This is a genomic window from Burkholderia diffusa, from assembly GCF_001718315.1.
GTDB lineage: Bacteria > Pseudomonadota > Gammaproteobacteria > Burkholderiales > Burkholderiaceae > Burkholderia > Burkholderia diffusa_B.
On record NZ_CP013362.1, the window covers coordinates 1,211,574 to 1,230,013 of the forward strand.

The window sequence follows — 18,440 nt, forward strand, 5'->3', positions numbered from 1 at the left end:
GCAATCGGAGGTGGGGCCATCGCGCGGCAGGCGCGCGGGCCGTATCGGGCGTGCGGGTCATGCTTCGGGAGGGTGTTGCGGGAGCGGGGAGCGCTGCCGGCCGGCCCGCTTGTATGCGCGGGGAGGCCGGCGGCGGATTGACTTCATCGCGTCATGCGGGCAGGCGGATGACGCTCGCGTCCTTGCGGATCAGCAGTGACGACGCGAGCATCTGCTTGCACTGGTGCGCGAGCACCTTCAGGTCGTGCGTGAGCTCGGCGCCCACCGCGTCGGATTTTTCCGCGGACACGACCATCGCGTCGAGGTCGCGGGTGAGTTGCTTCGTCGCGTCGAGCTGGTCGGCCGGCGGCGGCTCGCCGGCTTCCGCCTTCTCGAGATTCTCGAGCACGGCGGACAGGCCGCGGCGCAACGCATCGTCGTGGACGAGGTTCTCGTCGGCCGCGCATGCGCTGCGGATCAGCGGCGCGGCGGCGGTGATCTGCGCACCGAGCACGTGGGTCTGCACGAGCAGATCGTTCAGCTCCGGCACGAAGCGCTGGTGCGCCTTTGGCTCGATCATCATCCGCTGGAACGCCTGGCCGAGGTTCGCGAACGCAATGTGCACGTCCTTGCGCGCGAGGCGGTAGCGGTAGTCGTCGTCGAGGGCAGTGGCCGGCGTCTCGATCGCCGCGGCGACGACCGGCACGACCGCCGCGCCGTCGGCGGCCGGCACCGGTGGCGGCACGCCGCGCCCGGCGCGCCACACTGCCTCGAAATACTTGCGGGTCGAGGTCAGCATGTCGGTGACGAGCTTGCCCATCAGCCGGTATTCCCAGTACGGGAACAGGCGGCTCGCTGCGATCGCGATCATGCAGCCGACCACCGTGTCGATCGCGCGCTCGCCGATGATGCGCATGCTGCCCGGCGCGAGCAGGTGGAACATCAGCAGCACGTAGGACGACGTGAACACGACGCTCGCCGCGTAGTTGAACAGCAACAGGCTGTAGCTCATCACCATCGACCCGAACATGATCGCGATCAGCAGGGGCGGCTCCTTGACCGTGTAGATCAGCGCAATGCTCGCCGCGCAGCCGATCATCGTGCCGACGATACGCTGCGCGTTGCGCTGCTTGGTGAGCGAGTAGCCGGGCTTCAGGATGATGATGGTCGTCATCACGATCCAGTAGGCGTTTGTGAGCGGCAGCAGCCGGCCGAGCCAGAAGCCGACCGCGACCGCGATCGTCACGCGCAGCGCGTGACGAAAGCTCGGCGAGCGCATGTTCAGGTTCGAGAAGATCAGGAGTGGCGACATCCGGCGCCGCTGCAGGAAACGCGTGAGTGCCTTGTCGATCTTCAGTTCGGTCTGCTGCGGGTCGGCATGGCCCGACAGGTTGCGGCGCATCCGGTCGATCAGGCGCGTCGCGCTCCAGATGCGCCGGAACGTCGCGAGCACGGCTGCGTAGGCTTCCGCGTTGGTGGCCGGAAAGTTCTTCTTGCGCATCAGCTCGATCTCGTATTCGATCGCGCGCAGTTCGGCCTTTACGCTGATCCGCGAATGCGGTGCGCGATTCTCGAGCACCGCGAGGCCGATTTCCTCGAGGTCGCGGGCAGCCTTGCGAATCAGATCGCGATAGAAAATGATCAGGTCGGAGCCGCCGAACGTATTGCGCACGAGCGGGTAGTCGGTGTGCGCGCCGACGAACAGCTCGTGCAGGTCGACGCTGTTGATGAACAGGTTGTACATCGTCGTGCGGCCGGGGTCGAGCTTGCCGCGGCGCAGCTTCGGCAGGTTGCGCAGCACGATGTCGCGCGCGGTTTCCTGCGTTTCGACCGCGGTGATCTGCTTCGCGACGAGATTGCGATAGCACTCGTCGAGATCGGCATCGAGATCGTAGAACTGCGCACGCGCGAGCAGATAGTCGGCGCATGCGAACAGGCTTTCGGCGAGCGCCTGCTGTTCGATCCGGCGCGCCTGCCATTGCGACACGAGCGTTGCCCAATACGTGTACCAGAGGCCGCCCGCGAGAATCCAGCCGGCATTGACGAACGCCTGCAGCGGTGTGAACTTCTCCTCGAGCGTCATCACCATCATGAACAGCGTCGCGAAGCTGATCTGCGGCCAGCGGTTGCCGTAGACGACGATCAGCGACAGCACGAACGTGAGTGGCACGATCGTCAGCCACAGCGCGAAGATGTTCGGTGTGGCGAGGCCGGTCGCGAGCGCGGCCAGGAAGCCGATCACGCTGCACGCAAGCATTTCGTTGTGCTTGTACTTCAGCGGGCCGGGCATGTCGACGACGCACGCACCGAGCGCGCCGGTCGAGATCGTGAAGCCGAGCTCCCGGTTGTGAAACACGATCAGGCACAGCACGGCCGGCAGCGACACGCCGACCGCGATCCGCAGGCCGCCGAAAAAGTACTGGCTGTAGAAAAACTTTCTGATTTCGACCGAATAGCGCATCGATGAGCTGAATGACAGACGAAGACGCCCGGGGCGGCGTATTGACTGGCGACGAGTCTATCGTATTTCGCGGTCCGCAAAACCTGGCCTTTCGGAAGAGGGCCGCCGCGACGGCCCATTTGCTATCCTTGGTGCTCCTGTTCGCCCGGCCTGTCCGGCGCGATGCTCCGACACCCGCTTCATGCTCCATCTCTTCTATTCGAACCGTCACGAAACGCTGGCCGACGCGCTGCTCGACGACCTGGCCGCGTTCCCGGCCCGCAATGGCCCGTGGGCGCCGCAACAGGTCATCGTGCCGAGCGCTGCGCTGCGCCGCCGTCTGGAACTCGATATCGCCGCGCGCCACGGCGTGTGCGCGAACGTCGAGTTCACGTATCTCGCGCAGTGGCTATGGGCGCAGATCGGCCGCGTGCTGACGGTACCGGCGCGCTCGCCGTTCGCGCCCGATCGCCTTGTGTGGCGTTGCTACCGGCTGTTCGCGCAGGGCGCGGGCGGCGCGCCGTGGCTTGCGTCGCCGCGGCTGGCCGCGTATCTGTCCGCGTCCGACGATGCGATGCGCTACGAGCTCGCGCAACGCGTCGCGGCCGTGCTCGATCATTACCTGACCTATCGGCCCGAATGGCTGGCCGCCTGGCAGGCCGGCGAGTCGGTGCTCGCGGGCGACGCCGCGCCGCGCGGAATCAGCGATGCCGCACGTGACGACGAGCACTGGCAGGCGGCGCTGTGGCGCGCGCTGCTCGCGGAGCTGAGCGACAGCGGCACGCCACCCGCGCATCGCTTCCTCGTGGAGGCGCGCAACCTCGATCTCGAAACCGTCGCGCGTGCCGACTGGCCGGAATCGGTCAGCGTGTTCGCGCTGCCGACGATGCCGCCGCTGCACGTCGCGCTGCTGCGCGAGCTGTCGCGCTGGATCGACGTGCGCGTCTATGCACTCAATCCGTGCCGCGAATTCTGGTTCGACATCGTCACCGCCGCGCATGCCGAGGCACTCGACGCGGCCGGCCGGCTCGACTATCAGGAAGTCGGCCATCCGCTGCTCGCGGAGTGGGGCCGGCAGACGCAGGCGCAACTGCACATGCTGCACGAACTGACCGAAAACGCCGCGTCAGGCGATGCGTCGCGTTTCGTCGCGAATCCCGCGCCGACCTGGCTCGCGCGCGTGCAGAACGCGATCCTCGACCTTCAACCGGAGGCCGAGCTCGGCGAAGCGCCGGCCGAGCGCGGGATCGAGGTGCACGTGTGCCATAGCCTCGCGCGCCAGCTCGAGGTGCTGCATGACCGCCTGCTCGCGTGGTTTGACGCGGACGCGTCGCTGCAGCCGTCCGATGTGCTGGTGGCGGTCGCCGATCTCGCGGCGGCCGGGCCGCTGATCGATGCCGTGTTCGGCACGGCGGGCGCCGGCGGCGCGCGCGTGCCTTACCGGATCACCGGCCTGCCGCCGTCGCAGGCGAACCCGGTCGCGCGCGTGCTGCTCGAGTGGCTCGCGTTGCCGGAACGGCAGGTCGGCGCGCCCGAGTTGGTCGAATGGCTGCGCGTCGACGCGGTGGCCGCCCGTTACGGCATCGATGCGACCGCGCTCGAGACGGTTCAGACCTGGCTCGCGGCCGCCGGCGCGCGGCGCGGGCTGTCGCCGACGGTGAGCGACGATGCGGCCGTGCCTGCGCCGCGCCATACGTTTTCCGATGCGCTCGCGCGACTCTTCCTCGGCTATGCGATGCCCGAAGGCGCGGCACCGGTCGGCGCGTGGCTGCCGATCGAGGCGGCGACCGGCAGCGAGGCCGAACTGCTCGGTCGGCTGGCGCGCTTCACGGACGATCTCGACGGCTTCTCGCGACGGCTCGCTGATGCGCACACGCCGCGCGGATGGAGCGAACTGTTCGCCGACACGCTCGCGCGGTTCTTCGACTCCGGTGCCGCGTATGCCGATGCGCTTTCGGGCGTACGGGACGCGCTCGACGCGATGCTTGCCGCGATGACGGAAGGCGCGTCCGACGAGGCGTTGCCGGCGGCCGTCGTACGCGCGGGGCTGGCGGCCGCGCTCGACGATCCGGCGCGCGGCGGGGTGCCATGGGGCGGCGTCACGTTCTCGTCGCTGACGAGCCTGCGCGGGCTGCCATACCGCGTCGTATGCCTGCTCGGCATGGACGACGGCGTGCTGCCAAGCCTGGCTCGCGCGGACGAGTTCGACCTGATGGCCGTGCTGCCGAAGCTCGGCGACCGGCAACGCCGCGACGACGAACGCAACCTGTTTCTCGACCTGCTGCTCGCCGCGCGCGACCGGCTGCTGATTGCCTATACGGGGCGCAGCATTCGCGACAACGCGCCGTTGCCGCCCGCGGCGCTCGTCGACGAACTGCTCGACCATCTCGCGCTCGTCACGGCCGGCGAGGACGCCCCACCGGATGCGGTCGATGCCGCACGGCGCGCGTTCATCGTCGAACATCCGCTGCAACCGTTCGCGGCCGAGTATTTCCGGCCCGGCAGCGAACTGGTTTCGTACGATGCCGAGCGCGCGACGCTCGCGTCGCTGCTGGCAGCCGAAGCCGCGCGCGATGCGACGCGCGAGCAGCCGTTCTTCGCGCAGCCGCTGCCGGCCGAGCCAGTCGAACCCGTCGCGTTCAGCGAATTCGAACGGTTCTGGCGGCATCCGGCCCGCGCGCTGCTGCGAGCGCGGCTCGGCATCGTGCTTTCCGACGCGCAGGCCGAACTGCTCGACACGGAGCCGTTCGCACTCGACTTCGCAGGCAGCGACGCGCTCGCCGAGCGCGTGCTGCCGCTGCTGATCGAATCGGATGAAGGCGGCGTGCACGATCACGCGTTGCGCATCGCGGACGCCAGCCCGGAACTGCCGGGCGGTGCAACGGGCGCCGTCTGGCGCGACCAGGCGCTTGGCTCGATGACGCAGCTTGCGTCGAACGTGCGGCGTGCGCTGGCCGACGGCATGGAACGACGGCCGTTCACGCTCGCGATCGCACCGGCATGGCCCGACATCGAACAGGCGCTGTTCGGTGCCGATGATGCGACGCTGTCGCGCGATGCGGTGCATGCGCCGCTCGAGTTGCACGGCACGCTGAACCGGCTGACGCCGGCGGGCCAGGTCATCTATCGCTATGCACGGCCGAGCGCGCGCGATTACCTGTCCGCGTGGCTCGCGCACCTCGTCTATTGCGCGGTGGAGCCCGACGGTCCGCGCCGCACGCTGTGGTTCGGCAGCGGCGGCGCATTCGAACTCACGCCGGTCGCGGCACCGCTCGAGCGCTTGGCGCCGCTCGCCGCGCTGTTTCGTGCGGGGCGGCGCATGCCGCTGCGATTCTTCCCGCGCAGCGCGTGGGCGCGCGTGTCCGACGGCGAGGCGAAGGCCGCGAGCGTCTGGATCAACGAGCGCGTGGTGAGCGAAGCCGACGATCCGGCGATCGCGATCGCATGGCGCGGTGCGAATCCGTCGCTCGACGAGCCGTTCGGCACACTCGCGCGGCTCGTGTTCGAGCCGATGCTGGAGCATCTGAAGGAGGTCGCATGAGCGCCGCATCCCAGCCGCAGGCGGCGCTCGAACTCGACGTGTTCGCGTGCCCGCTCGATGGCGTCAACCAGATCGAGGCGTCGGCCGGTACCGGCAAGACGTGGAACATCTGCGCGCTGTACGTGCGCCTGCTGCTGGAGAAGGATCTCGGCGCGGACGAAATCCTCGTCGTGACTTTCACGAAGGCGGCCACGGCGGAGCTGCACGAGCGGATCCGCGGTCGGCTGGCGCAACTCGCGCATGCGCTCGATACCGGTGACGACGGCGGCGATCCATTCGTCGCGCGCCTGCTCGAGACGACGCTCGGCGAAGCCGGTGCGCTCGACCCGGACACCGCCGCGAAGCGAATCCGGCGTGCGCTGCGCGCATTCGACCAGGCGGCGATCCACACGATCCACGCATTCTGCCAGCGTGCGCTGCAGGAAGCGCCGTTCGCGGCCGCGATGCCGTTCGCGTTCGACATGCAGGCCGACGACGCGGCACTGCGCTTCGAGCTCGCGGCGGACTTCTGGCGCACGCGCGTCGAGCCCATGGCCGCGCGCTGGCCCGGCTTCGCGACGTGGCTGGTCGATTCGGGCGCGGGCCCAGCTGCGCTCGACGCCCAGCTCGCGCGGCGGTTGAAGAAGCCGCTCGCCGCGCTGCGCTGGGACGGTGCCGTCGAACCGGATGAATCGGCGGAGGCCGCTGCCGTCGAATGCTTCGCGGAGGCCGCGCGGATGTGGGCCGACGAGCAGGATGCGATCGACGCGTTGCTGCGCACCGCGCAGCCCGTGCTCAATCAGCGTTCGCACAAGCCGGACGCGCTCGCCGATGCGCTCGGTGCGTGGTCCGCGCATTTCGGGCAAGGCAACCCCGCGGCCGCGCTACCGAAGGCGGCGCTCAAGCTCACGCGCACCGCGCTCGCGAAGGCGACGAAAAAGGGCGGCGCGACCCCCGAACACCCGTTCTTCGACGTGGCCGACGCGCTCGAAGCGGCGGTGGCCGCCGTCGAGGCCACGCAGCGCGCCCGCTGGCTCGCGCTGGTCGCCGACTGGCTCGACACCGCACCGGTCGAGCTGGCCGAACGCAAGCGTACGCGCCGCGTCGTGTCGTTCGACGATCTGCTCGCGAACCTGTATCACGCGCTGCATGCGCATCCGTGGCTCGCGGAGACGCTGCGCGCGCGCTATCCGGCCGCGCTGATCGACGAATTCCAGGATACCGATCCGCTGCAGTTCGCGATCTTCAACCGGATCTTCGCGCCGGGCGGCCCGCTCTTTCTCGTCGGCGATCCGAAGCAGGCCATCTACAGCTTCCGCGCGGCGGATCTGCATACGTATCTCGCCGCGCGGGCAAGTGCGAGCGCGTGCTATACGCTCGCGGTCAACCAGCGCTCGACGCCGGCGATCGTCGATGCGTGCAACCGCTTCTTCATGTCGAACCCGCGCGCGTTCGTGCTCGACGGGCTCGACTACTACGCGGTACGGGCCGGCACGCGCGTGCGTGCACCGTTCATCGACGAGACCGATCCGCGACCGTCAGGCGATTTCCGGATCTGGGCGCTGCCGGGTGGCGACGGCACGCTGCTCAAGCGCGACGCGCAGGCCCAGGCCGCCCAGGCGTGCGCGGCCGAGATTGCCCGGCTGATGCGCGGCGCGCGCGAAGGACATGTGCGGCTCGGCGATACGCCGCTGTCGCCGGGCGACATCGCGGTGCTCGTACAGACGCACCGGCAGGGGAGCCTCGTGAAACGCGTGCTGGCCACGTGGGGCATCGGCAGCGTCGAGCTTGCGCAGGCGTCCGTGTTTTCGACCGGCGATGCCGAGCAGCTCGAGCGCGTGCTCGCGGCGATCGATGCGCCTGGCGATCTGCGACGCTTGCGTGCGGCGCTGGCCGCCGACTGGTTCGGCCTCGATGCGCAGGCGCTGTGGCGGATGGAGCAGGGCGACGGCGATGCGTCGCGCGCTGCGGCCGACAGTGCGGACGCGATGAGCTGGGTCGAGCGCTTCTCGCGCTATCGGCTGTTGTGGCGCGAACGTGGCTTCGCGGTGATGTGGCGCACGTTCACGCGCGAGCTGCGGATCGCCGAGCGGCTGATGGCCGGCGTGGACGGCGAACGCCGTGTGACCGACATCAACCATCTGGCCGAACTGACGCAGGCGCGCGCGTCGGCGCAGCCGGGCATTGCGCCGACGCTGCGCTGGCTCGCCGCGCAACGGCTCGACGGCGGCGGCGAGGAAGCGCAGTTGCGTCTTGAATCCGATCGCAACCTCGTGCAGATCGTGACCGTGCACAAGTCGAAGGGCCTGGAATACGCGGTCGTGTTCTGTCCGTTCCTGAACGACGGCGGGCTGCGCGAGCCGCCCGCGTCGGCGCTGCCCGACGCGCGCGAGTATCACGACGATGCGGGCGACGCCGTGCTGCATTACGGGTGCGACGACGCTGCCGCCGAGCATGCCGCGCGCCAGGCGTTGCGCGAGCAGGCGGCGGAACGCGCGCGGCTCGTCTACGTGGCGCTCACGCGCGCGGTCTATCGGTGCTATCTCGTCGCCGGGCCTTATCTGTCGTCTCGCTCGACTCGCGAGGCGCGGCGCAGCGTGCTGAACTGGCTCGCGGCCGGGGCCGGCCAGTCGTTCGACGCGTGGCTCGACGAGCCGCCCGACGAAGCGGCGCTCGACGCTGCGTGGCAAGCACTCGCAGGCGGGCCCGTGAGCGTTGCACCGTTGCCGGTGCCGGCGCGCCGTGAGCGGCTGGCGGCTGGCCATGATGCATCGCAGACGTTCGCCGCACGCCATGCGACGCGCGTGCTGCGCGACGCGTGGCGGATGGCGAGCTTCAGTTCGCTGACCGCATCGATGGCGCGCGAGGAGGCGGGCGTCGCGGTCGTGCCGGACGACGAACTGCGGCCCGATCACGATGCGCTTGCTGCCGTGCTGCCGGACGGCGCGCTTGCGGTGAGCGACACGGTCACGGTCGAGCCGCCGGACGACGACATTCTCGTGTTTCCGCGCGGTGCGGCGGCGGGCGAGTGTCTGCATCGCCTGTTCGAACTCAGCCGCTTCACCGAGCCTGATTCGTGGCACCAGGCGGCGCTCGGCGCGCTGCATGACCGGCCAGTCGAGGCAGAGCCCGAACTCGCGAAGCGCCTGCCGGCGATGATGGCGCGGCTCGTCGACGATGTCGTGCGCACGGAGCTCGTGCCGGGCATGCGGCTTGCGGATCTCGATCCCGCCAAACGGCTCGACGAAATGGGTTTCCTGTTCCCGGCGCCGTCGCTCGAGCTGGGCGCGCTGCGCCGGCTGCTGGTCGCGCACGGCTATCCGGACGTCGCACTGGACGCGGGCACGCTCGCCGGCTTCATCAAGGGTTTCATCGACATGATCGTCGAACACGATGGCCGCTTCTGGATCGTCGACTGGAAGTCGAACCATCTCGGCAATACGCCGGACGCTTACGGCCCGCGCGCGCTCGACGTCGCGATGGCCGATCATGCATATCACCTGCAGGCGCTGCTCTATACGGTTGCGCTGCATCGCTATTTGCGCGGGCGGCTGCCCGACTACGACTACGACACGCATATCGCGGGTTACCTGTACCTGTTCGTGCGCGGCGTGCGGCCGGACTGGCGCAGTGCCGGCGAACCGGCCGGCGTGCATGCGCGGCGGCCCGCGCGCGAACTCGTCGACGCGCTCGACCGAATGATGGAAGGGGGCCGCGCATGAACGTGTCCGACGATACGCTCGAATTTACCGGCGGCCTCGTCGCGCGGCTGCCCGAGCCGGCGGATTTCGGTATCGCGCTCGCGGAAGGATTCGCGCGACGCATCGGCGACCTGTCGCGCCGTGCGGGGGCGCCGGCCGCGGCTGCGCGCTGGGCGGCGCGCGCCGCGTTCGCGACGAGCCGGGCGACCGCGGGCGGCCATGTATGCGTGTCGCTCGGCGCGCTCGCGCAGCGCTACGAGGAACCGGTCGACGACGTGCGCGCGGCACTTGCCGCAAGCGGTGTGGTGGCGTTCGGCACGCTCGCGCGCGGCGACGAGCGGCCGCTGATCGTCGACCGGCACGACCATCTGTATCTGTCGCGCTATTTCGACTATGAACGACGGCTCGCCGATGCGCTCGTCGCGCAGGCTGGCGTCGCCGCACCGGGCGACGTGCTGTCGCCCGACCGGTTGCGCGACAGTCTCGCGCGTTATTTCGGGCCCGCGACGGGCGAAGTGGACTGGCAGCGCGTTGCGGCGATCGTTGCGCTGACAGGGCGCGTGACGATCGTCAGCGGCGGCCCCGGCACCGGCAAGACGACGACAGTCGTCGGCGTGCTGGCTTGTCTGCTCGACGCACATCCGGGGTTGCGCATCGCGCTGGCGGCGCCGACCGGCAAGGCCGCGCAGCGGATGCAGGAAGCGCTGCACGCGCGGGCAGGTGACCTGCCGCCGGAACTTGCCGCGCGCCTGCCCGACACGTCGTATACGCTGCATCGCCTGCTGGGCGGCGGCGGTGCCGCGGGTTTTCGCCATCATCGCGACAATCCATTGCCTTACGACCTGATCGTGGTCGACGAGGCGTCGATGATCGACGTTGCGCTCGCCGCGCATCTGCTCGATGCGCTCGCGCCGGGCGCACGGCTCGTGCTGCTCGGCGACAAGGATCAGCTGGCCGCGGTCGAAGCCGGCGCCGTGTTTGCCGAACTCAGCGCGCGACCGACGTTTACCGCCGCTGCGCGCACGCGCATCGCGGAGGCGCTCGGGATCGACGAAGCGGCTTTCGTTGCTGCTTTGCCGGTGCCGGACGGCGAGGCCACGGGCGCGGTTGCTGGTGCGGCTCAAGCCCCGGCCCGGACCCAGGCATTCGCGCCGTTGTCGGCGAGTGCTGCGCGCAAGCCATCGGCGCGGCGCAATGTGGATACGCGCCAGGCGTCGCTGTTCGACGACGGCCCTTCGGCAGAAGTGGTTTCCCCGACTGCTTCGTCGTCACCTGAACCGGTCGACCTCGATAGCGCGTCCGCGGCCACCGATCCGGCATGGATCGAGGCCGACGAACTCGCGTGGCTCGACGCCGTCGAGCTCGCGCCGCTCGATCCGTCCGATCCGGCGGTCGCGCCGATCGACGCCACGCGAGCCGACGAAATCGCCGCCGCGTCGCCCGCGCCCGCACCGCTCGCGGACTGCGTCGTGTGGCTCGAGCGCAATTACCGTTTCGGTCTCGATTCGCCGATCGGCCGCTTGTCGCTCACGATCCGCCGCGGCGACGTGCAGGGCACGCTCGATGCATTGCCGGCCGACGACGCCGCTGCCGCGTCGTTTCACGACGATGCGGGCGAGACGCTCGCGGCGTCGACGGTCGAACGGCTCGCGCGCCGGTTCGAGGCATACCTCGATGCGTTGCGTGCCGCGTTGTCCGAGCCGGTGCCCGATCCGTTGCCTTTGTTCGATGCGCTCAACCGCTTCCGGATCCTGTGCGCGACGCGCACAGGATCACGCGGCGCCGAGCACGTCAATGCGCTGGTGGCCACGCACGTGCGGCATGCCGCGCGCGTGCCGCTCGCGGTCGGCGCACACTGGTTCACCGGACGGCCGATCATGGTGACGCGCAACGACTACGCGCTCGGCCTGTTCAACGGCGACATCGGCATCGCGTTGCCGGACGCGCACGGCGTGCTGCGCGTATGGTTCCGCCGCGCGGACGGCACCGCGCGCGCCGTGTCGCCCGCGGCGCTGCCGCCGCACGAAACGGCGTTCGCACTGACCGTCCACAAATCGCAGGGCTCCGAATTCGATGAGGCCGCGCTCGTGCTGCCGGCGTCGTTCGGCCGCGTGCTCACGCGCGAGCTCGTCTACACCGCCGTCACGCGTGCGCGCACGCGCGTGCAGGTGATCGGCCCGCGGCGCGTGCTGGTGCAGGCGGTCGCGACACGTACGCAACGCGATTCGGGCCTTGCGGCCCGCGTCGACGAGGCGCTCGCACGGCGCCGCAAGGAGACGTCACGATGATGATCCGCTACACGCTCGATCCGGCCGAAGTCGAATGGACCGCCGTGCGCGCGCAGGGCGCCGGCGGCCAGAACGTCAACAAGGTGTCGAGCGCGATTCACCTGCGTTTCGACATCCGCGCGTCGTCGCTGCCGCCGGTCATCAAGGAACGGCTCCTCGCGCTGTCCGACCAGCGCATCACGCGCGACGGCATCGTCGTGATCAAGTCACAGGAATACCGCACCCAGGAGAAAAACCGCGAGGCAGCACTCGCGCGACTCGATGCGTTGATCGGCAGTGTCGCGTTCACGCCGCGGGCGCGGGTCGCGACGCGGCCGACACGCGCATCGAAGGAGCGGCGGCTCGAACACAAGTCGCGCCGCAGCGTGGTGAAGTCCGGAAGAGGGAAGGTGATCGACTGACGAAAGAAGGCCGACTGGCCGGCATCGCGAGCGCAGTCGTGCCGCCGTATGCGCTACCGCATCACGGTGCCCGCACTGTCGAGCACGAAGTCGACGCAGAACACGACGAGGCGGCTTTGCGCGCGAATCGCGACGGCCGCCGTATAGCAATCGCGGCCTTCGGTCAGCGAGAAGTGCGGGCCCATTAGTGCGACGCGACCAGGCGCCGCGATCGCGCGCTGGAAGTACGGGCGTCGCGACCAGTTGCTGTGCGTCTCGGGGAACAGCGGCGAGAGCCGCGTGCCGGTCGTCTGGCCGTCCTCGGGACGCGCGCCGATCGACGGCAGGAACTGTTCGCCGATCTCGTCCGTGACGAACACCCGGCGCGCGGCCGGCACCGCGAATACGCGCTGCGCGGCGTCCTGCAGGTTGCCGCTCGCGGAAAATGCGGCCGCGCCGGCGAGCACGAGCCGCTCGATCGCATCGAAGCCCGGCTGCTCGGCGCTCGCCGGCGTGTGCCGGCGAGCGATGAAGCGTTGCCACGCGGCGTCGAGCATCGCGGGCGCCGCGGCACTCGCGTGCGCGATCGATGCATCGGGCTGGCCGAACTGGAAGCCTTGGACGAAATCGATATCGGCCTCCATCAGCGTCTGCAGCGCGTCGTCGCTTTCGACGCCTTCGGCTAGCACCATCGCGCCGGCCTGGTGGAGCATCGATACCAGGTGATGCATGATGCGGCGATCGTCGGCCGACGCGTTCGCGCGTTCGACGAGCGATCGATCCAGCTTGACGATATCGGGCCGTGCGCGCCACACGCGGTCGAAATTCGAGAACCCGGTGCCGAAATCGTCGATCGCGATCAGGAAGTCCCGGTGCTGGATCATGTCGATCGTGCGAGCGAGCGCCGCTTCGTCGCGCGCCGGCTGCTCGACGACTTCCAGCACGATGCGGTTCGGCGGCAGCGCGAAATGGCGGCACAGCGCCTCGACGAATTCGCGCTGCACGAGACCGGAATCGAGCACGCGCGGCGTCACGTTCAGGAACAGCCAGCCGTCGCCGATGCCTTGCGCGACGAAGTTGGCCGTATGCAGGCAGCGGGCAAGCCGGTCGAGCAGCAATGCTTCGGCAGCGGCACGGGTCCTGTCGAACAGCGCGACCGGCGAAACCAGTGTGCCGTTCTCGTCCACGACGCGCAGCAGCGCTTCATAGCCGACCACGCGCTTGTGCGTGATCGACAGCACGGGTTGAAACACGCTGCGCAGCGTCGTCTCGCGATACATGGCGGTCCAGCCGCTGGGCGTCGGCGTGAGGCGTTCGAGCAGGGAGTCGAGCGAGAGGTCGCGGGAGGGCTTCATGTCAACGGTGCCCTGGGGCGATCGGGGGGCGGTATCGTACGCGCCACGCAGAAGCCGTCGCACGCGCAGGTGGACGCGAAAGATCGTGGTGCATCGTAACCGCCTTCTGCGGATGGATGTTCTGAGTGTAACGGGAATGGTGCCACCCGCGTATCAGGGTAACTCCAGACGCAAACGCTACACCGACGACTGGGCGGGGCTGTCCGACCGGGAGCACGACACGCATGGGTCGCCGGTCGCGTATGCGGCGACAGCGCCGCGTGTACCGCGTGCATTGCATGCAAGGAAAGCCGGGAAGCCGGGATGCCGGGATGCCACGCGGCTGCATCGGCATCAGGCGAAACCCGCCATGCGCTGTCGCGCACCGAGCGACGTGCGGCGCTCGAGGATCGGCGGCTGGAGTGTCGCGGGAAACCCGCACCGGCGGGGTGCCGGCCCCGCGCGCCGCTCAGGCCGCTTCGCCGCCGCGCGGGCGGAGCCCGGGAATCCGCTTGATCACGCCCGTCGCAAGCGCGGTGCCGACGAGCACGATCGCGCAACCTTCGATCATCACGAGCGATACGTGTTCGCCGAGGAACAGCGCGCCCCACAACAGGCCGAACACCGGGATCACGAACGTCACGGTAATTGCGCGGGCCGGGCCCACATGCGCGATCAGATGGAAGAAGATGAAATATGCAATGCCCGTGCAGGCGATGCCGAGCGCGAGCACGGCTCCCCACGCCTGCGTGCTGACGGATGCCGCAGGCCAGGTCGCGATCGCGAACGGCAGCAGCAGCACGCTCGAGCCGATCATGCTACCCGTCGCGTTGACGAGCGGATCGACGCCGCTAAGCGTGCGCTTCGTGTAGTTGGCCGCGATACCGTACAGCAGCGTCGCGCCGAGCGCGGCGACGGCGGCGAGCGCGGTCGCGTTGGCGCCGGTGCTGCCGCGCGCGTTCGCAATCTGATCCCATACGAGCGTGAGCACGCCAGCGAAGCCGATCACGAGGCCGAGCGCGCGCGGCAGCGACAGCTTGTCCTTCAGCCACAGATAGGCGACGAGCGCTCCCCACAGCGGCGTCGTCGCGTTGATCACCGACGTCACGCCGGCAGACAGCGTCAATTCGGCGAATGCGAACAGGCAGAACGGGATGCCCGAGTTCAGCGCGCCAACGACGAACAACGGCCACGCGCGACGGCGCAGCTGCGCGCCGAGCTCGGCGGGCCTGAAGCGCGTCAGCGCGAAGCCTGCGAGAAACAGCGCGCCGATGCTCACGCGCAGCGCCATCAACGGCGCGACACCGAAATCGGCGACGCCGATCCGGATGAACAGGAACGACGCACCCCACAGGGCAGCGAGGACGGTCAGCAGAAAGGCGTTCTTGGGTGACATCGAGCGTGGCGGCGAGGGGACGGGATGCGAGGAATCTTACACCGCGTTCCCGTGCCGTCGTTTCACGATCGGATGAAATGGCAAGAACCGGGAAATCCGCTTGCCTCCCGATATCGGATGAAATGGCAAGAACCGGGAAATCCGCTTGCCTCCCGATGCGAACCGGCCGGACGGCCGGCGCGGCCGTTCAATGATGGTGCCAGCCGCCGCGTCCGCCGAAGCCGAAATTGAGCGATACCGCAGGGCCCCAATAGCCACCCCAGGCCGGGGCATAGGCGGGGGCCGGGTAGTAGTACGCGGGGCCCGGATCGACATAGACGGGCGCGGGCTGCACCGGCGCCGCTGCGTAATAGCCGGACGGATAGTAGCCGTAAGGGTAGTAACAGCCGGCGAGCGTCGTGCACGCGAGCGCCGCGACGACGAGGGTCCTGTTCATGATGTCTCTCCGGCGGAGCCGGCAATCGGCAGATGCTTAAGCTTAGGCCGCGCGGCGATGACAAGATGCGCTAAACGGTAACGGATCATTTCCGGGCCGCTGCGGCGTGTTGCGGCGCCGCATGCGAAAAACGGCGCTTCCGCCGTGCGGAAACGCCGTCAGGCCGGCTATTGCCGCGCGTCGCGCGGCAGCCGGGTAAGCCGGCCGGCTTATTTGCCGACCTGGTTGCCGATGATGCCGCCTGCTGCCGCGCCGCCCAGCGTCGACAGCGCGTTGCCGCCGATCGCCGCGCCGGCCACGCCGCCGACACCCGCACCAATCGCGGTATCGCGCTGGCGCCGTGTCATCGAATCGCAGGCCGAGAGGCTGGCCACCGTCGCGACGAGCAGCGCGCATACCCCAAAACGCCGAATCGAATAGTTCATGATCGTTGTCCTTGTGGTAGTGAACGGAGGTCGCGCGTCCGCCTGACGGCCGCGCATGAATTCAATCTACGCGTCGTCCCGCGAGGCTGTTGTAAGGACTTGTTAAGGCTCGAGCGGTTTCGTAATCAATTGTTTCCCCTGCGCCGGCGGGTACACGGGATGCGTACGCGCAAAAAAGCCCGCTCGAAAGCGGGCTTCTGCGGTGCTTCACGAAACGAAGCGGTCCGTGCGGACCGCCGCGTTCGCTTGCCGACTTACTGACGGTGATAGATCTCGGCACCGGTCTTCACGAACTCGACCGCCTTGACTTCCATCCCCTTCTTCAGCGCCTCGGTTTCCGACACGCCCTGCTGTGCCGCGAACTCGCGCACGTCCTGCGTGATTTTCATCGAGCAGAAGTGCGGGCCGCACATCGAGCAGAAGTGCGCGACCTTCGCCGAATCCTTCGGCAGCGTCTCGTCGTGGAATTCGCGTGCCTTGTCGGGGTCGAGGCCGATGTTGAACTGGTCTTCCCAGCGGAACTCGAAACGCGCCTTCGACAGCGCGTTGTCGCGCACTTGCGCGCCGGGGTGACCCTTGGCCAGGTCGGCCGCATGCGCGGCGAGCTTGTACGTGATGATCCCTTCCTTCACGTCGTCCTTGTTCGGCAGCCCGAGGTGCTCCTTCGGCGTCACGTAGCACAGCATCGCAGTGCCGAACCAGCCGATCATCGCGGCGCCGATGCCGGACGTGATGTGGTCGTAGCCCGGCGCGATGTCGGTGGTCAGCGGCCCGAGCGTGTAGAACGGCGCTTCCTTGCACCAGTCGAGCTGGAGATCCATGTTCTCCTTGATCAGCTGCATCGGCACGTGGCCGGGGCCTTCGATCATCACCTGCACGTCATGCTTCCACGCGATCTGCGTGAGCTCGCCGAGCGTCTTCAGTTCGCCGAGCTGCGCTTCGTCGTTCGCATCGTAGATCGAGCCGGGACGCAGGCCGTCGCCGAGCGAGAAGCTCACGTCGTACGCCTTCATGATCTCGCAGATTTCTTCGAAGTGTTCGTACAGGAAGCTTTCCTTGTGATGCGCGAGGCACCACTTCGCCATGATCGAGCCGCCGCGCGACACGATGCCCGTCATCCGGTTCGCGGTGAGCGGCACGTACTGCAGCCGCACGCCCGCGTGGATCGTGAAGTAGTCGACGCCTTGCTCGGCCTGCTCGATCAGCGTGTCGCGGAAGATTTCCCAGGTCAGGTCCTCGGCCTTGCCGTTGACCTTTTCGAGCGCCTGGTAGATCGGCACCGTGCCGATCGGCACCGGGCTGTTGCGGATGATCCACTCGCGCGTTTCATGGATGTGCTTGCCGGTCGACAGGTCCATCACCGTGTCGCCGCCCCAGCGGATCGCCCACGTCATCTTGTCGACTTCCTCGCCGATCGACGACGTGACGGCCGAGTTGCCGATGTTCGCGTTGATCTTCACGAGGAAGTTGCGGCCGATGATCATCGGCTCGGATTCCGGGTGGTTGATGTTCGCGGGGATGATCGCGCGGCCGCGCGCGACTTCGTCGCGCACGAACTCGGGGGTGATCTCGGCGAGCGCGTTCGCGCCGAAGGCCGCGGCGCCGAACGCCTGGCCCGGGTGCTGGCGGCCCATCATCGCGGCGAGCTTCGCGCCGTTCGGGCCGCTCGACTTCAGGCTCTCGATGTACTCGGCGCGGCGCTGGTTCTCGCGGATCGCGATGTATTCCATTTCCGGCGTGATGATGCCCTGGCGCGCGTAGTGCATCTGCGTGACGTTCTTGCCGGCCTGCGCGCGGCGCGGGTTGCGGTGCAGGCCCGGGAAACGCAGGTCGGCGGTGGCCGGGTCGGCCGCGCGCTCGAGGCCGTACTGGCTCGACAGGCCGTCGAGCACTTCGGTGTCGCCGCGCGCTTCGATCCAGCGCTGGCGCAGTGCCGGCAGGCCCGCGCGGATGTCGATCTTCGCGTCCGGATCGGTGTACGGGCCCGACGTGTCGTACACGTAGATCGGCGGGTTCTTTTCGCCGCCGAAGCCGGTCGGGGTGTCGGACTGCGTGATTTCACGCATCGGCACGCGAATGTCGGGCTGCGAGCCGGTTACATAAACCTTTCGCGAATTGGGCAGCGGGGCGACGGCAGCGGCGTCGACGTGGGCGTCCGCGGACAGAAACTTCGGATTGGCGTTCATGCAATCTCCTGTGTGAGCGCCGGACAGGCGCCACGGCGCTTGCCCGGAGCCCTTGACGAATGTGGGGCTCGAGCTAAGCAGGAGACGAGGCTTGGTGAGGCGGCGGATTTCGTCAGAAGGATGGCGGTGAAATCCGTACGCTTCCCTGCGCTGGCATTATCCAGATCAGGTTCAAAGGGTATTTCTCACCCGCAATGCCGGTTGTTTGACCGAACGCATTGCAGGACCCCCGCGTTAGCAGCGCACACGATACACTGGCTTCGCGGCGGTTTCAACCGGTGGCAGGCCGGCAACCGAAGTGCGGTTGCAGCAACGCGGAGCGCCCGCCCGCCCCGCAACCCGCGATGCATGACAC

10 protein-coding genes and 1 riboswitch are annotated in these 18,440 nt (G+C 68.6%); of the genes, 4 read left to right on the forward strand and 6 right to left on the reverse strand.

Translation table 11 applies throughout. The features are described 5' to 3' along the window. Positions 1 to 151: 151 nt before the first annotated feature. Positions 152 to 2,440 (reverse strand): FUSC family protein, encoded by a 2,289-nt coding sequence (locus WI26_RS05595; RefSeq protein ID WP_069225404.1) that lies wholly within the window; start codon positions 2,438 to 2,440, stop codon positions 152 to 154. A gap of 181 nt (positions 2,441 to 2,621) precedes the next feature. On the opposite strand from WI26_RS05595, the gene recC reads away from it, so the two are divergent. From recC to arfB, 4 genes are read left to right on the forward strand one after another with little or no spacing between them, the layout of a single operon-like run. Further along, complete coding sequence (gene recC, locus WI26_RS05600) at positions 2,622 to 5,960, forward strand: exodeoxyribonuclease V subunit gamma (protein ID WP_069225405.1); 3,339 nt, start codon at positions 2,622 to 2,624, stop codon at positions 5,958 to 5,960. After that, positions 5,957 to 9,661, forward strand: coding sequence for an exodeoxyribonuclease V subunit beta (gene recB / locus WI26_RS05605; protein WP_069225406.1), 3,705 nt, complete (start codon positions 5,957 to 5,959; stop codon positions 9,659 to 9,661). Before recC ends, recB begins: the two co-directional genes overlap by 4 nt. After that, positions 9,658 to 11,928: an AAA family ATPase gene (locus WI26_RS05610; protein ID WP_069225407.1), complete on the forward strand. Its 2,271-nt coding sequence runs from the start codon at positions 9,658 to 9,660 to the stop codon at positions 11,926 to 11,928. The genes recB and WI26_RS05610 overlap by 4 nt, the downstream gene beginning before the upstream one ends. Continuing rightward, entirely contained in the window at positions 11,925 to 12,329 is a 405-nt protein-coding gene (arfB, locus tag WI26_RS05615) for an alternative ribosome rescue aminoacyl-tRNA hydrolase ArfB (RefSeq protein ID WP_044848015.1), read from the forward strand. The genes WI26_RS05610 and arfB overlap by 4 nt, the downstream gene beginning before the upstream one ends. 53 nt (positions 12,330 to 12,382) lie before the next feature. Here arfB and WI26_RS05620 read toward each other — a convergent pair whose 3' ends face one another. The 5 genes from WI26_RS05620 to thiC all read right to left on the reverse strand — a co-directional run bounded on the left by WI26_RS05620 (position 12,383) and on the right by thiC (position 18,085). Beyond that, the gene (locus WI26_RS05620; RefSeq protein ID WP_069225408.1) at positions 12,383 to 13,663 is read right to left on the reverse strand and encodes an EAL domain-containing protein; all 1,281 of its coding nucleotides are present in this window, start codon (positions 13,661 to 13,663) and stop codon (positions 12,383 to 12,385) included. Between the two features lie 448 nt (positions 13,664 to 14,111). Then, the gene (locus tag WI26_RS05625) at positions 14,112 to 15,038 is read right to left on the reverse strand and encodes a DMT family transporter (protein WP_069225409.1); all 927 of its coding nucleotides are present in this window, start codon (positions 15,036 to 15,038) and stop codon (positions 14,112 to 14,114) included. 187 nt (positions 15,039 to 15,225) lie between these two features. Beyond that, complete coding sequence (locus WI26_RS05630; RefSeq protein ID WP_059465536.1) at positions 15,226 to 15,474, reverse strand: hypothetical protein; 249 nt, start codon at positions 15,472 to 15,474, stop codon at positions 15,226 to 15,228. A 209-nt stretch (positions 15,475 to 15,683) separates the two neighbouring features. Beyond that, positions 15,684 to 15,899 (reverse strand): glycine zipper 2TM domain-containing protein, encoded by a 216-nt coding sequence (locus WI26_RS05635; protein WP_059465537.1) that lies wholly within the window; start codon positions 15,897 to 15,899, stop codon positions 15,684 to 15,686. 254 nt (positions 15,900 to 16,153) lie between these two features. Then, positions 16,154 to 18,085 carry a phosphomethylpyrimidine synthase ThiC gene (gene thiC / locus WI26_RS05640; protein WP_059465538.1) on the reverse strand — a complete coding sequence of 644 codons (1,932 nt, stop codon included), beginning with the start codon at positions 18,083 to 18,085 and terminating at the stop codon, positions 16,154 to 16,156. Between the two features lie 124 nt (positions 18,086 to 18,209). Continuing rightward, a riboswitch (TPP riboswitch) is annotated at positions 18,210 to 18,326 on the reverse strand. Positions 18,327 to 18,440: the final 114 nt, after the last annotated feature.

Excerpts from the sequence above, each read along its gene's own strand:
- WI26_RS05630 (WP_059465536.1), bottom strand. The coding sequence starts at position 15,474 with ATGAACAGGACCCTCGTCGTCGCGGCGCTCGCGTGCACGACGCTCGCC.
- arfB (WP_044848015.1), top strand. The coding sequence starts at position 11,925 with ATGATGATCCGCTACACGCTCGATCCGGCCGAAGTCGAATGGACCGCC.
- recB (WP_069225406.1), top strand. The coding sequence starts at position 5,957 with ATGAGCGCCGCATCCCAGCCGCAGGCGGCGCTCGAACTCGACGTGTTC.
- WI26_RS05595 (WP_069225404.1), bottom strand. The coding sequence starts at position 2,440 with ATGCGCTATTCGGTCGAAATCAGAAAGTTTTTCTACAGCCAGTACTTT.
- WI26_RS05620 (WP_069225408.1), bottom strand. The coding sequence starts at position 13,663 with ATGAAGCCCTCCCGCGACCTCTCGCTCGACTCCCTGCTCGAACGCCTC.
- WI26_RS05610 (WP_069225407.1), top strand. The coding sequence starts at position 9,658 with ATGAACGTGTCCGACGATACGCTCGAATTTACCGGCGGCCTCGTCGCG.
- thiC (WP_059465538.1), bottom strand. The coding sequence starts at position 18,085 with ATGAACGCCAATCCGAAGTTTCTGTCCGCGGACGCCCACGTCGACGCC.
- WI26_RS05625 (WP_069225409.1), bottom strand. The coding sequence starts at position 15,038 with ATGTCACCCAAGAACGCCTTTCTGCTGACCGTCCTCGCTGCCCTGTGG.
- WI26_RS05635 (WP_059465537.1), bottom strand. The coding sequence starts at position 15,899 with ATGAACTATTCGATTCGGCGTTTTGGGGTATGCGCGCTGCTCGTCGCG.
- recC (WP_069225405.1), top strand. The coding sequence starts at position 2,622 with ATGCTCCATCTCTTCTATTCGAACCGTCACGAAACGCTGGCCGACGCG.